The organism is Nocardioides faecalis (assembly GCF_018388425.1).
GTDB classification, from domain to species: Bacteria; Actinomycetota; Actinomycetes; order Propionibacteriales; family Nocardioidaceae; genus Nocardioides; species Nocardioides faecalis.
The window spans coordinates 1,250,705-1,264,753 of sequence record NZ_CP074406.1; the positions used below are offsets into that span (position 1 = coordinate 1,250,705).

11 protein-coding genes are annotated in these 14,049 nt (G+C 73.6%); 9 read left to right on the forward strand and 2 right to left on the reverse strand.

What is annotated here, in order from left to right; translation table 11 throughout:
• Positions 1–7: 7 nt before the first annotated feature.
• The 6 genes from leuS to KG111_RS05810 all read left to right on the forward strand — a co-directional run bounded on the left by leuS (position 8) and on the right by KG111_RS05810 (position 8,604).
• Positions 8–2,482, forward strand: a complete 2,475-nt coding sequence (gene leuS / locus KG111_RS05785; protein ID WP_205291638.1) for a leucine--tRNA ligase — start codon at positions 8–10, stop codon at positions 2,480–2,482.
• 8 nt (positions 2,483–2,490) lie between these two features.
• On the forward strand, positions 2,491–3,369 hold the full coding sequence (locus KG111_RS05790; RefSeq protein ID WP_205291637.1) for a DegV family protein: 879 nt from the start codon (positions 2,491–2,493) through the stop codon (positions 3,367–3,369).
• Positions 3,370–3,577: 208 nt separating this feature from the next.
• Entirely contained in the window at positions 3,578–4,738 is a 1,161-nt protein-coding gene (locus KG111_RS05795) for a ComEA family DNA-binding protein (RefSeq protein ID WP_205291636.1), read from the forward strand.
• Positions 4,739–4,742: 4 nt separating this feature from the next.
• Entirely contained in the window at positions 4,743–7,211 is a 2,469-nt protein-coding gene (locus KG111_RS05800) for a ComEC/Rec2 family competence protein (protein WP_249666316.1), read from the forward strand.
• A 108-nt stretch (positions 7,212–7,319) separates the two neighbouring features.
• Entirely contained in the window at positions 7,320–8,291 is a 972-nt protein-coding gene (holA, locus tag KG111_RS05805) for a DNA polymerase III subunit delta (protein WP_240195755.1), read from the forward strand.
• A 97-nt stretch (positions 8,292–8,388) separates the two neighbouring features.
• Entirely contained in the window at positions 8,389–8,604 is a 216-nt protein-coding gene (locus tag KG111_RS05810; RefSeq protein WP_205291635.1) for an amphi-Trp domain-containing protein, read from the forward strand.
• Between the two features lie 88 nt (positions 8,605–8,692).
• On the opposite strand, the gene rpsT is transcribed toward KG111_RS05810, so the two are convergent.
• A complete protein-coding gene (gene rpsT, locus KG111_RS05815; RefSeq protein ID WP_205291634.1) occupies positions 8,693–8,953 on the reverse strand; it encodes a 30S ribosomal protein S20 in 261 nt (86 codons plus the stop codon).
• Between the two features lie 195 nt (positions 8,954–9,148).
• Positions 9,149–10,114 (reverse strand): phosphotransferase family protein, encoded by a 966-nt coding sequence (locus tag KG111_RS05820; RefSeq protein ID WP_249666317.1) that lies wholly within the window; start codon positions 10,112–10,114, stop codon positions 9,149–9,151.
• A gap of 71 nt (positions 10,115–10,185) precedes the next feature.
• Between KG111_RS05820 and lepA the strand changes: the two genes are divergently transcribed.
• The 3 genes from lepA to KG111_RS05835 are packed head-to-tail and all read left to right on the forward strand — an operon-like array spanning position 10,186 to position 14,004.
• The gene (gene lepA / locus KG111_RS05825) at positions 10,186–12,072 is read left to right on the forward strand and encodes a translation elongation factor 4 (protein ID WP_205291633.1); all 1,887 of its coding nucleotides are present in this window, start codon (positions 10,186–10,188) and stop codon (positions 12,070–12,072) included.
• Between the two features lie 56 nt (positions 12,073–12,128).
• On the forward strand, positions 12,129–13,316 hold the full coding sequence (locus KG111_RS05830) for an outer membrane protein assembly factor BamB family protein (RefSeq protein ID WP_205291632.1): 1,188 nt from the start codon (positions 12,129–12,131) through the stop codon (positions 13,314–13,316).
• A 34-nt stretch (positions 13,317–13,350) separates the two neighbouring features.
• A complete protein-coding gene (locus KG111_RS05835) occupies positions 13,351–14,004 on the forward strand; it encodes an MOSC domain-containing protein (protein WP_240195754.1) in 654 nt (217 codons plus the stop codon).
• The last annotated feature ends 45 nt before the right edge of the window (positions 14,005–14,049 follow it).

A 14,049-nucleotide genomic window follows, 5' to 3' on the forward strand; every position in this document is an offset into this window, starting at 1 on the left:
TTGGGCCGTGAGCGAAACTGAGGTCCACTTCGACGTCCGTGCCATCGAGGAGAAGTGGCTGCCGGTCTGGGAGAAGCTCGACCCGTTCCGCGCCGACGACGCCGTCGTGCTGGCCGGTGAGCGCGAGAAGCGCTACGCGCTCACGATGTTCCCCTACCCCAGCGGCGACCTGCACATGGGCCACGCCGAGGTCTTCGCGATCCACGACGTGATCTCGCGCTACTGGCGCTTCCGCGGCTACGAGGTGCTCAACCCGATGGGCTGGGACTCCTTCGGCCTGCCCGCCGAGAACGCCGCGATCCGCAACGACGAGCACCCGGCGACGTACACCTACGCCAACATCGAGACCCAGGCCGACTCGATGAAGCGCTACGGCATCAGCTTCGACTGGTCGCGCCGGCTGCACACCTCCGACCCGGAGTACTACCGCTGGACGCAGTGGCTGTTCCTGAAGTTCCGTGAGGCCGGCCTGGCCTACCGCAAGAACTCGCCGGTGAACTGGTGCCCGAAGGACCAGACCGTGCTGGCCAACGAGCAGGTGCTGGCCGACGGCACCTGCGAGCGCTGCGGCGCCGAGGTCACCAAGCGCGAGCTCACCCAGTGGTACTTCCGCACCACCCAGTACGCCCAGGAGCTCTACGACTGCCTCGACGACCTGCAGGACAGCTGGATCGGCAAGGTCGTCAACGCCCAGCGGAACTGGATCGGCCGCTCCGAGGGTGCGCACGTCACCTTCGAGGTCGAGGGCCACGAGCCGCTGACCGTGTTCACCACGCGTCCCGACACGCTGTGGGGCGCCACCTTCATGGTGGTGGCCGCCGACGCCAAGCTGGCCGCCGAGCTGGTCAGCGACGAGCAGCGCCCGGCGCTGGAGGACTACCGCGAGCAGGTCCGCAAGGCCTCCGACATCGACCGGCTCGCCACCGACCGCCCCAAGACCGGGGTCTTCCTCGGCGTGCACGCCACCAACCCGGTCACCGGCGAGCAGATCCCGGTGTGGGCGGCCGACTACGTGCTGGCCGACTACGGCACCGGCGCGATCATGGCCGTGCCCGCCCACGACCAGCGTGACCTCGACTTCGCCCGTGCGATGGACCTGCCGGTACGACGCGTCGTGGACACCGGCGAGGACGACCCGGCCGTCTCCGGCGTCGCCACCACCGGCAACGGCACCTACGTCAGCTCCGGACCCCTCGACGGGCTCAGCGACAAGACCGAGGGCATCCGGCGGGCCATCGAGCTGCTCGAGGCTGATGGCCGCGGCACCGGCACCGTCAACTTCCGGCTGCGGGACTGGCTGCTGTCGCGGCAGCGGTACTGGGGCGCGCCGATCCCGATCATCCACTGCCCCGACTGCGGCGAGGTGCCGGTGCCGCAGGACCAGCTGCCCGTCGAGCTGCCCGAGCTGCGCGGCGCGGACCTGAAGCCCAAGGGCACCTCGCCCCTGGGCGCGGCCAGCGACTGGGTCAACGTGTCCTGCCCGACCTGCGGCGGCCCCGCGAAGCGCGACACCGACACGATGGACACCTTCGTCGACTCGTCGTGGTACTTCTTCCGCTACCTCTCGCCCAACGACGCCACCCAGGCGTTCGACCCCGCCCTGGCCAAGGCGTGGGGCCCGATCGACCTCTACATCGGCGGCGACGAGCACGCCGTGCTGCACCTGCTCTACGCCCGGTTCTTCACCAAGGTGCTGCGCGACCTGGGCCTGATCGACTGGGACGAGCCGTTCACGGCGTACCTGTCCCAGGGCAAGGTCATCAACAACGGCCGCAAGATGAGCAAGTCCCTGGGCAACGGGATCAACCTGGGAACCCAGCTGGAGGAGTACGGCGTCGACGCGGTCCGGCTCACCCTGGTCTTCGCCAGCCCGCCGGAGGACAACATCGACTGGGCCGACGTCTCGCCGGCCGGCTCCGCCAAGTTCCTGCAGCGCGCCTGGCGCCTCGCCGGAGACGTCGCCTCCGCCCCGGGCACCGACCCGGCCACCGGCGACGTCGCCCTGCGCAAGGTCACCCACAAGACGGTGCACGAGGCCGCCCAGCTGCTGGAGTCCTACCGCTTCAACGTCGTCGTGGCACGCACCATGGAGCTGGTCAACGCCACCCGCAAGGCCATCGACTCCGGCTGCGGCCCGGCCGACCCGGCGGTGCGGGAGGCGACCGAGACCGTCGCGATCCTGCTGTCGCTGGTGGCGCCGTACACCGCCGAGGAGATGTGGGCCCGCCTGGGCCACGAGCCGTCGGTCGCGCAGGCCGCCTGGCCCACGGTGGACCCGGCGCTCCTGGTCGAGGACACGGTCACCGCGGTCGTGCAGATCCAGGGCAAGGTCCGCGCGCGCCTGGAGGTCTCCCCGGACATCACCGAGGCCGAGCTGGAGGCCCTCGCCCTGGCCGACGAGGCGGTCGTGAAGGCGATCGACGGCCGAGCAGTCCGCAAGGTGGTCGTCCGGGCTCCCAAGCTCGTCAACGTCGTGGTGTGATCTGACCTGTGGGGTCAGTAGCGCTCGTCACCGACTCGACGGCACTCCTGGAGCCGGAGGCCGCCGCGGCGAGCGGCATCACCGTGGTGCCGCTGCAGGTCGTCATCGACGACGTCTCCTACGACGAGGGCACCCCTGAGGCCACCCCGGAAGAGGTGGCGACCGCGCTGCGGGACAAGCGGGCGGTCAGCACGTCGCGTCCCGCCCCTGCGGTCTTCGCCGCCCTCTACGAGCGGCTCGCCGCCGAGGGCGTCGAGGCGATCCTGTCGGTCCACCTCTCCGCCGAGGTCAGCGGCACCTTCGAGTCGGCGCTGGTCGCCTCGCGCAACGCGCCGGTCCCGGTCACCTGCGTGGACACCCGACAGGTCGGCATGGCGACCGGCTACGCGGTGGAGTCCGCGGCCCGGGTGCTGGCCGCCGACGGTTCGCTGGAGGCGGCCGCCGAGGCCGCCCGGAGCAGGGCGGGCGCCGCCACGTCGCTGTTCTACGTCGACACCCTGGAGTACCTGCGCCGCGGCGGCCGCGTCGGCCGGGCCGGCGCCGTGCTCGGCGGCGCGCTCGCCGTCAAGCCGCTGCTGGGCATCGAGGACGGGGTCATCGTGCCGCGGGCGAAGGTGCGCACCTCGGCCAAGGCCATCGCCCGGCTCGAGGCGCTCGCAGTCGAGGCCGCCGGCGAGGGCAGGGTCGAGCTGAGCGTGGCCCACCTGGCCGCCCACGACCGCGCCGCCGCCCTGGCCGAGCGCCTCTCCGAGCAGCTCGGCGACCAGGTCGCCGCCGTCCCGGGCGGCGAGCACGTGCGGTGCGTGGAGGTCGGGGGCGTCCTCGGCGCCCACGTCGGGCCCGGGATGCTCGCCGTCTGCGTCGCACCGCTCGCCGACCCGGCCTGACCAGCCGGCCTGACCACCCGGCCTCACCACCCGGCCTCACCACCCGGCCTCACCGCCCGGCCTGATCACCCGGCCTGGCCGGGCTCGTCGCTGCACGGGTCGCCGGCCCGGCCGGGGATCGTGCACAGTCCCAGCCGTGCCGCGGGTTCTCCACAGGCCGCGCCGCGCGCTCGGCGGGCGGCCGCCTGTTCGGCCTAACGTGCCGGACATGTACTCCCGCCGTGGACCCGACGAGCGAGCCGAGGCGATCCGCAGCGACGCTGCCGCCCGGCGTCTCGCCCAGATCGCCTCCGGTCTCGGGGCCGGTCCAGGTCGCGGCCCCGGCCCGACCCCGTCCGGCCCGACCCCGGCCGAACCGGACCCCGCGCCGCTGTGGGCGAGCGCGGGGGAGGAGCCCTGGTGGGCGGACCACACCCGCGTCGCCGGCAGCCCGGGGCCACCGGACGGGGCGGACGGGGCGGACGGGGCGGACGGGGTGTTCGGAGGCGACGCGGCGACCGGTCCAGCCCCCGCGCCGACCACGGAGCCCACGCTCCGGGCGGGGACGACACCGGCCCAGGCCGGGGTGTTGCCGGACCTGCCCGTCCCCGGCCGCCACGCCGCGCGGCGCCGCCGCTCTCGCCCCGCCCTGCCGCGGCCGGCGGTCGTGGCTCCGGCGCCCCGGTTGCCGTCCCTGGGGCCGGCGCACGTCACGGTGATCGCGCTGGCGGTGGCACTCGGGCTGGCGGTCACCACGTGGTGGGTGGTGCGCGACCGGCCGCAGGAGGTGGTGCCGGCGGCGGTCACCGCCGGGCAGCCGGCCGCGCCCCTGCACACGGGCGGCGCGCTCGCTGCCGAGACGGGCACGACACCCGGTGATGCGGCTGCGAGCACCGCCCCGGGCACCGGTGCCGCACCGGGCACGGTCACGGTGGACGTCGCGGGCAAGGTCCGCCGTCCCGGCATCGTCGTGCTCGCCCAGGGCGCCCGGGTCGCTGATGCGTTGGCGGAGGCCGGCGGCGCGCGCCGCGGCGTCGACCTGACCTCGGTCAACCTGGCCCGGGTGCTCGTCGACGGCGAGCAGGTGGTGGTCGGCGTCCCCGGGTCCTCCGGCGCCGGAGCCCCGGGTGCCGGCGGCATGGGTGCCGGGGGTGCGGGCACCGGCCCCGCGCCGGGCGGGACGGGACTGCCGGGAGGTGGTCTGGTCAACCTCAACCTGGCCGGCCAGGTCGAGCTGGAGACCCTGCCGGGCGTCGGCCCGGTCACCGCGCAGGCGATCATCTCCTGGCGCGAGCAGAACGGCGGGTTCACCAGCGTCGAGGAGCTGCTCGAGGTGGACGGCATCGGCGAGAAGACCCTGGCCAGGCTCGCCCCGCAGGTCACGGTGTGAGGCGGTGCGCCGCCCGGTCGTCGTGCGGGATCACATCGAGCGCAGCGACCAGGCCGGCGCCGACCGGACGGCAGGTGCAGGTCGTGCGGCCGGGCCGAGCGGTGGCCCGTCCCGCCCGCACGACCTGAGGCTGCCGCTGCTGGGCGCGGCTGCCTGGCTCGGCGGCGTGGCCGCGGTCCACGCCGGCTCGCAGGGTGTCCGCGGCGGGCTCGCGGTCGCCCTGGCACTCGCCGGCGTCGTCACGCTGGCGTCCGGATGGGTGGCGCGCGGCCGGCACGGGCCCCGGGCGGCGGTGCTGCGGCTGCTCGGGGCGTGCCTGCTGCTGGCGGCCGCCGTGGCGGCCGGGACCGTGCTGCGCGAGCACGCCGTGCAGAGCAGTCCGCTGCACGGCTGGGCGGCCGAGCGGGCCACCGCCGAGCTGGTCGGCACCGTGGCCTCCGACCCGCGGCGGGTGGAGGGCCAGTGGGGTCCGCAGGTCGTCGTACGGCTGCGGGTCGAGGCGGTCACCTCCCGCGGTGTCAGTCGGCGCCTCGGCGGCACCGTGGTGGTGCTGGGGGAGCCGGCCTGGGCCGACGCGCAGCTGGGGGAGCAGGTGCGGACCCGGGGGCGGCTCGCCCCCTCCGACGACGGGCCGGTTGCTGCCCTGCTGACCGGTGCGCGAGCGCCGGAGCGGCTCCGAGGCCCGGATGTGTGGTGGCGCGCGTCGGCCGCGCTGCGGGCCTCGATCCGCGACGCCGTCGCACACCGCCCGCCGGCGCAGGCCGGCCTGGTGCCGGCCCTGGTCGACGGAGACGACGCCGGCCTGCCGGCGGAGGTCGAGGAGGACTTCCGCACCACCGGGCTGACCCACCTCACGGCCGTCAGTGGGACCAACCTGACCCTGGTGGTCGGTGCGCTGCTGCTCCTCGCCCGCACCCTCGGCGTACGACGTCACTGGCTCACGCTCGTCGGCGCCGCGGGCATCGTCGGCTTCGTCCTGCTGGCCCGCACCGAGCCGAGCGTGCTGCGCGCGGCCGCGATGGGCACGGTGGGCCTGTTCGCGTTCGGGCCCGACCCGCGGCGCCGCGGGCTGCGGGCGCTGGGGGCGGCGGTGACCGCGCTGCTGCTCCTGCAGCCGGCGCTGGCCGTCACGCCGGGGTTCGCGCTGTCCGTGCTGGCCACCGCGGGCATCGTCCTGCTCGGTCCGCCGTCGGCGGCGGCCCTGGCTCGCTGGCTGCCGCGCGGCCTGGCCGAGGCGATCGCCGTGCCCACCGCCGCGCAGCTCGCCTGCACCCCGATCGTGGCGGTGCTCTCCGCGGAGGTGAGCCTGGTGGCGGTCGTGGCCAACCTGCTCGCCGGCCCGGCGGTAGGACCGGCCACCGTGCTGGGGCTGCTCGGCGGTCTCGTCGGGCTGCTGGCGCCGCCCGCGGGGAGCCTGCTCGGCACCGGGGCCGGCTGGTGCGTGGGCTGGATCGTCACGGTCGCCGAGCGTGGGGCGGCGCTGCCCGGAGCGGCCATCGGGTGGGGCACGGGGGCGGGCGCGGTGGCCGCCCTGGTGCTGCTGTGCGCCGCCGTCGCGCTGGTGCTGCCCGTGGTGCTGCGCCGCCGCGCCTGGGGCATGGGGCTGGCCGGCCTGCTGGTGGTGACCCTGCTCGGCGTGCCCGGCCGGGTGTGGCCCGGCGGTGCCGGTAGCGTGCCGGAGGACTGGGCGCTGGTCGCCTGTGACGTGGGCCAGGGCGACGCGTTCGTGCTGGCCACAAGCCGCGGGGCGGGCATCGTGGTCGACACCGGACCCGACCCCGAGGCGGTGGACCGGTGCCTGACCACCCTCGGTGTCCGGGAGGTGCCGCTGGTCGTGCTCACCCACCTGCACGCCGACCACGTCGACGGCCTGGCCGGGGTGCTGCGCGGCCGCCGAGTCAGCGCGATCGAGACCACCGCGGTGCTCGACCCCCCGTCCGGTGCCCTCGAGGTGCAGCGGCGCGCCGACGAGGCCGGGGTGCCGCTCACGCTCGCCCCGTTCGGCAGCACCCGGAGCTTCGGCGGGGTCGTGGTGCAGGTGCTGCACCCCCGCGAGGGACGCCCGGCGCCGGGCGCGGGCGACGGTACCTCGGCCAACGACGCCAGCGTGGTGCTGCTCGTCGAGGTGGCCGGCATGCGGGTGCTGCTCACCGGCGACCTCGAACCGCCCGGCCAGGCTCGGGTGGCCCACGCCGTCCCGGGCCTCGACGTCGACGTCCTCAAGGTGCCGCACCACGGCTCCCGGCACCAGGACCTGGCCTGGCTGTGCTCGACGACGCCCACCGTCGCCATCGCCTCGGTGGGCGCGGACAACGACTATGGGCACCCTGCGCCGGCCACGACCCAGGGGCTGCAGGAGTGCGGGGCCCGGGTGCTGCGCACCGACCGGGACGGGATGGTCGCCTGCACCGCCGGGCCTTCGGCGTCCGGTGGCTCCGGGCGGGCGGCGTCGTCCTGTGAGCCTGCGGGATGACGCCCGCCACGGGTGCCACCCGACCGCACCGTGCGACCGCGTCACCCCGCCACCTGCCAGGGCCGGAGGGGTGCCGCCGTGGTCGGAGGGATGTGGAAGGCTGAGCCCATGCGGGCGGAGGACGTGCTGGGCCGGGTCACGCTGGTCACCGGCAAGGAGGAGTTCCTCGGTGCGCGGACGGTCGACGACGTCAAGGCGACGGTGCGCGGCTACGACCCGGAGGCCGAGCTCGCCGACAGCCCCGCCGCCGACCTCACCCTCGCCTCCCTGGGGGAGATGGCGGCGCCGTCGCTGTTCTCCTCGATCCGCTGCGTGGTGGTGCGCGGGCTGGAGAACCTGCCGGAGGAGTCGGTCGCCGGCCTGCTGGCCTACGCCGCGGCCCCGGTCGACGACGTCGCGCTGGTGCTGGTCCACGGCGGCGGGCAGAAGGGCAGCGGCGTGCTCACCAAGCTGCGCAAGCTCAAGACGGTCACCGAGCACAAGTCCGAGGAGCTGCGGGCCTCCGACTTCGCTTCGTTCGTCGCCAACGAGGTACGCCGCTTCGGTGCCACCATCGAGCGCGAGGCCGCCGACTTCCTGATCGAGGCCGTCGGTCGCGACCTGCGCTCCTTGTCCGGCGCCGCCCACCAGCTCGCCAACGACTTCCCCGGTGAGCGGATCGGGGAGGCCCAGGTGCGCCGCTACTTCGGTGGCCGGGCCGAGGCCAAGTCCTTCGCGGTCGCCGACGCGGCGTTCGCCGGCCGCGACCGGGCGGCGCTGGAGGAGCTGCGCTGGGCGCTCGACTCCGGCACCCCGGCGGTCCTGGTCACCTCCGCCTTCGCGGGCAGCGCCCGCGGCCTGGCCCGGCTGGTCAGCGCTCCGCGAGGCATGCGCGAGGCGGACCTGGCCCGGGAGGTCGGGGTGCCGCCGTGGAAGCTGCGGACGCTGCGCGATCAGGCACGCGGCTGGAGCGAGGCCGGGCTCGGCGGCGCCATCCGCGCCGTCGCCCAGGCCGACGCCGACATCAAGGGGGCGGCCAGCGACGCCTCCTATGCGCTGGAGCGGCTGGTGCTCACCATCACCGCGCTGCGCCGGGCCTGAACCTCACGGGCCCCGGACCTCACGCGTCCCGGACCTCACGCGTCCCGGACACAGCGGGCTCGGTAGCGTGTGCGTCCCCCGACCCAGAGGAGAATCCATGGACCTGTTCGAGACCGGCCGGACCCAGCGCGTGACCCGGGAGGAGGCCGCCGCCAAGCTGCACGCCCTGGCGGACTCGCTGGCCCGGCACAACTCCGTCGAGCTGGACAAGGACGGCAAGCGGATCACCGTCAGCATCCCCGACGAGGTCGACCTGAAGGTCGAGGTCGAGATCGGCTCCGAGAACGAGCTGGAGATCGAGCTCACCTGGTGACGCGGTGACGACCCGGTGAGGGTCGCCAAAACGGAGACGAGCCCCCCGCTGCTGCGGGGGGCTCGTTCAACTCCGGAACGCCAGGGGCTCAGAGAGAAGCGGCCTGCTTCGCGATCGACGACTTGCGGTTCGCGGCCTGGTTCTTGTGGATGACGCCCTTGGAGGCAGCCTTGTCCAGCTTCTTGGTGGCCTCGCGGGCCAGCGCGGTGGCGGTGTCCTTGTCGCCGGCCTCGGCGGCCGTGCGGAACTTGCGGATGGCGGTCTTCAGGCCGCTCTTGACCGCCTTGTTGCGCTCGTGCGCCTTCTCGTTCTGCTTGTTGCGCTTGATCTGGCTCTTGATGTTCGCCACTGGTGACTGCCTCTTGTCGTGTGAAGGTGCTGATCAGGTCCGGAGTGCGTCATCCACCGGCCCAGGGCCGGGTCCCACGGTCCGTGCCCGAGGGCAGGCGGAGACATCAGAGACGCGACCAGCAAGATTATCAGCGGCCCCAGCGCCCACCAAAACGCCACCGGGCTCCCGCCGGAGGCGGTGCGTCCCCGGTGCTCAGCGCCAGCCCCGCCGCTCGCCCAGCCAGTCGTCGACGACGTCGCGCTGCCACGCCTGCGCTGCCCGGACGTACGGCGAGCTCGACGGCACCGGCTGCGCGGCGCACGTGCTGAACCAGCCCAGCACCAGCGCGAGCGCGACGTCGATGTCCTCAGGCGGCACGTCGGCCAGCAGGGGATGCCGGGCGATCCGCGCCTCCACATCCAGCCCGTCCCCGCGCGGCCCGATGAGCAGCAGCAGCGAGTCCAGCCAGGCGGGACCGGCCACGGGCCAGTTCCAGTCACACACCAGTGCCGTGCCGCCGGGCGTGATCAGGATGTTGTCGTCGCGGATCTCGGTGTGGCAGAGCGTGTCCCCGACGACCACCTCAGGCAGGCGACGGGCGAGTGCCGCGGCCTCCACGGCGTGCGGGTGGTCCAGGCGGCGCCACAACCCCGGCCAGGCCGCCATCTCCTCCGCCGCCGGCGTCGGCGCTGCCCCGGAGCCGCCCCCGGAGCCGTCACCGGGTGCGGGCGTGAGCACCTCGGCAAGGCGGAGGGCCAGCGTCTCGGCGGCGTCCAGGTCCTCCTCGATCCAGGGACGCTGCGGGGCCCGCGCCTCGACGTACGCGGTCTCGAGCACCACCCAGTCGCCCCACTCAGCGTGCTCGCCACCGTCGGCGCTCCAGAGCAGAGGCGGTGTCGGCGTGCTAGCGGGCAGCACGGAGAGCCGGGCCGCCTCGTCGCGGTAGGACTCGGCGAACGCGCGCTGCGCGATCGTCGAGGCGGCCTTCACGAAGTGCTTGGTGCCGTCGGCGCAGGTGAGCACGGACGCGAAACCGGGGGAGAAGCCGCCGCCGGCGGACTCCGCGACCTCGACCGGGGAGCCGAGCCGCTCCTCGACCTGTCGTCGCAGCCGCGGCGGCAGGTGGACCCATTCCAGCCGCCGCGCGGTCCGTCCGTGGGGGATCCGGGAGGGCAGCACGGGGCACATCATCTCAGCGGGGTCGCTCGCGAATTCTCGAACCCGTCGCCCTTTGGAAGAATGGCCGGACCATGCCCGCACCCGTCGCCCCGCAGCCCGGTCGTACCGACCCGGCGATCATCCGCAACTTCTGCATCATCGCGCACATCGACCACGGCAAGTCGACGCTGGCCGACCGGATGCTGCAGCTGACCGGGGTCGTCGACGAGCGCGCCGCTCGCGCGCAGTACCTCGACCGGATGGACATCGAGCGGGAGCGCGGCATCACGATCAAGAGCCAGGCCGTGCGGATGCCGTGGACGGTGACCGAGGCGGCCGCCGCCGAGCACGACATCGCAGCCGGCGCCGGCACCTACGTGCTGAACATGATCGACACGCCCGGCCACGTCGACTTCACCTACGAGGTCTCCCGCTCCCTGCAGGCCTGCGAGACGGCGGTGCTGCTCGTCGACGCCGCCCAGGGCATCGAGGCGCAGACGCTGGCCAACCTGTACCTGGCGATGAACGCCGACCTGCACATCATCCCGGTGCTCAACAAGATCGACCTGCCCAGCGCGAACGTCGAGAAGTACGCGCTCGAGCTGGCCAACCTCGTTGGCTGCGAGCCCGAGGACGTGCTGCTCACCTCGGCCAAGACGGGAGTCGGCGTCGAGGCCCTGCTCAACGAGATCGTCAAGCAGACCCCCGCCCCCGTGGGGGACCCGGACGCCCCGGCCCGGGCACTGATCTTCGACTCCGTCTACGACACCTACCGCGGCGTGGTCACCTACGTCCGAGTCTTCGACGGCAAGCTGTCCCACCGCGACCGGATCAAGATGATGTCGACCGGTGCGGTGCACGAGATGCTCGAGGTGGGCGTGATCAGCCCCGAGCCGCTCAAGGCCGGCGAGCTCGGCGTGGGGGAGACGGGTTACCTGATCACCGGCGTGAAGGACGTGCGCCAGTCCCGGGTCGGTGACACCGTCACCTCGCAGCACCACGGCGCCACCGAGGCACTCGGCGGCTACGAGCACCCGAACCCGATGGTCTACGCCGGCCTCTACCCGATCGACGGCGACCAGTACCCCGAGCTGCGCGACGCACTGGAGCGCCTGCAGCTCAACGACGCGTCGCTGACGTACGAGCCGGAGACCTCCGGCGCGCTCGGCTTCGGCTTCCGGTGCGGCTTCCTCGGGCTGCTGCACATGGAGATCACCCGCGAGCGCCTGGAGCGCGAGTTCAACCTCGACCTCATCTCCACCGCGCCCAACGTGGTCTACGAGGTCGTCATGGAGGACGGCTCGAAGCTGGTCGTCACCAACCCCAGCGAGTACCCCGACGGCAAGGTCGCGGAGGTGCGCGAGCCGGTCGTCAACGCCACCGTGCTCAGCCCGTCCGACTACATCGGCACGATCATGGAGCTGTGCCAGAACAAGCGCGGCACGCTGCAGGGCATGGACTACCTCTCCGAGGACCGCGTGGAGATGCGCTACACCCTGCCCATGGGTGAGATCGCCTTCGACTTCTTCGACCAGCTGAAGTCGAAGACCAAGGGCTACGCCTCGCTCAACTACGAGTTCGCCGGCGACCAGGCCGCCGACCTGGTCAAGGTCGACATCCTGCTGCAGGGCGAGCCGGTCGACGCGTTCTCCGCGATCGTGCACAAGGACGCCGCCTACGCCTACGGCGTGATGATGGCCTCCAAGCTCAAGGAGCTCATCCCGCGCCAGCAGTTCGAGGTGCCGATCCAGGCCGCCATCGGCGCCCGGGTGATCGCCCGCGAGAACATCCGCGCCATCCGCAAGGACGTGCTCGCCAAGTGCTACGGCGGCGACATCAGCCGCAAGCGCAAGCTGCTGGAGAAGCAGAAGGAGGGCAAGAAGCGGATGAAGATGGTCGGCCGCGTCGAGGTCCCCCAGGAGGCGTTCGTCGCTGCGCTGTCCAGCACCGGCCCTGCCGGGGACAAGCCCAAGAAGTAGCGACGCCCCGGCGACCGCGCCGGTTTCGGCGCCGGCGCCTCGGGCACGGTGCCGCCGTGCCCGCGCCGTACGACGTCCCCTGCCGCTCCACCCGCTCCCGGCGCCGTGCGGCGTTGCTCGCGGCGCCGCTGCTCCTGCTGCCGATGGTCGCGTGCTCGGACAACGACCGCGACGACCCGGACGGCATCGACACCGGTGGGGGCGGGCGTGAGGGCGTGCCGACCTCGATGGCGGACCTGCGCTGGAACGTCGACGACTCCCTCGCGGACACCGACGTGTGCGGCACGTGGGTGGTGCGCAGCTCGGTGGGCGAGGAGCCGCTGCACGTGCTCGACGTCGCCACCGAGCGGGTGCTCGTCCCGCAGGTCACCGCACCGCCCGGATCCGAGCTCGCGCCGGCGCAGGACTGGCTGACCTCGGGTGGCTGCGTGCCGACCGAGGACGGTCCGGTCGTCGTGGTCGAGACGCAGGAGCGGTACGCCGACCTCGACGCCGCTCCGCCCAAGCTGGTCGCCGGGTTCACACCGACGGGGGAGCAGCTGTGGGTGCGGGAGGCGGACGGTCGGGTGTTCGGCGACTACACCGGCCAGGGGGCGTTCCTGCTCGAGGCCCTGACCAAGGGCGAGGACCTGGATGCCTGGACGCTGGTCGACGCCAGGTCCGGGGAGACCGTCGCCGAGGGCGCGGACCGGCCCGCCGACGTCGAGGCGCAGCAGCCGATGACGGTGCTCGGCCGGGACCTGGTCAGCACCATCGAGGGCGAGGTGCTGCGACTGCCCGGCCACCGCGTCGAGCTGACGGGCGCCCCAGGACTCGTCGACGCCGAGCGGGTGCTGCTGCGCACCGTCGAGGCGATGGAGCTGGTGCGCCTGCGCGACGGCGAGGTGCTGTGGCGCCGGCCCGACGCGCAGCCGGTGGTGGTCGGCGTCCAGGTGGCCGACCTGTCCACCGGGATCGTGCTCGCCTCCGCCGGCGGCAGCTTCGTCGGTCTCGACCTGGCGACCGGCGAGACCCGGTGGACCTCCCCGGTGGCACCCGAGGAGGTCAACGACGTCCAGCCGCAGGTGGGCGCCGGGGTGGTGGTCCTGCAACGGCCCGACGACCTCGACGAGCAGGTGGTGCTCTCAGCGCGGACCGGTGAGGTGCTGGACACGGACGAGCACCTCGTCGCGGGCGCGGACGTGCTGCTCGCCGTCGACGAGGACGGCCGTCCCCGGTCGATCGCGGCCGATGACCTGGACTGACCCGACGCCGCCGCTGGCTGGGAGGATGCCGGTCATGGCACACGTCCTCACCGTCAGCGTCGGTCGTCCCCAGGCCAAGGAGTGGGCCGGGTTGGGACGCACGGCCATCGACAAGCGCGCCGCCGACGGCCGCGTGCGGGTCGGCGAGCTCGGCCTGACCGGCGACGAGGTCGGGGACGTCGTGCACCACGGCGGCCGCGAGCAGGCCGTGCACGCCTACGCGCGCGAGGACCTCGACTTCTGGGAGGCCGAGCTCGGCCGCCCGATCCGCGACGGCCTCTTCGGCGAGAACCTCACCACCCGCGGCATCGACCTGAACGCCCTCGAGATCGGCGCCCGGCTCCGGGTCGGCGACGACGGGGTGCTGCTGGAGGTCTCCTACGTGCGCACCCCGTGCAACGACTTCAAGGGCTGGATGGGCGAGACCGGGTACGACGCGACCGCCTGGGTGAAGCGGTTCGCGCAGGCGCTGCGACCGGGGCCGTACTTCCGGGTGCTCGCCGTCGGCACCGTCGGCGCCGGTGATGCGATCGAGGTCGTGCAGCGCCCCGCGCACGGCATCACCGTCCGCGACATGTTCGTCGCCCTGAACCTCGACCGGAGCAGGCTGCCCGAGCTGCTGGCCGTCGAAGGGCTCACCCCCAAGGCCCGCCGCAAGGCCGAGGACTTCCTCGCCAGTAGGGGGTAGTTGATGACGCCAGGTTGGTGAGTGATCTAGGTTACTCCCTAGTCG

Bases quoted from the DNA above. Each gene is read 5' to 3' on its own strand.
- KG111_RS05795 (WP_205291636.1), top strand. From the start codon at position 3,578: ATGTACTCCCGCCGTGGACCCGACGAGCGAGCCGAGGCGATCCGCAGC.
- holA (WP_240195755.1), top strand. From the start codon at position 7,320: ATGCGGGCGGAGGACGTGCTGGGCCGGGTCACGCTGGTCACCGGCAAG.
- KG111_RS05810 (WP_205291635.1), top strand. From the start codon at position 8,389: ATGGACCTGTTCGAGACCGGCCGGACCCAGCGCGTGACCCGGGAGGAG.
- lepA (WP_205291633.1), top strand. From the start codon at position 10,186: ATGCCCGCACCCGTCGCCCCGCAGCCCGGTCGTACCGACCCGGCGATC.
- KG111_RS05835 (WP_240195754.1), top strand. From the start codon at position 13,351: ATGGCACACGTCCTCACCGTCAGCGTCGGTCGTCCCCAGGCCAAGGAG.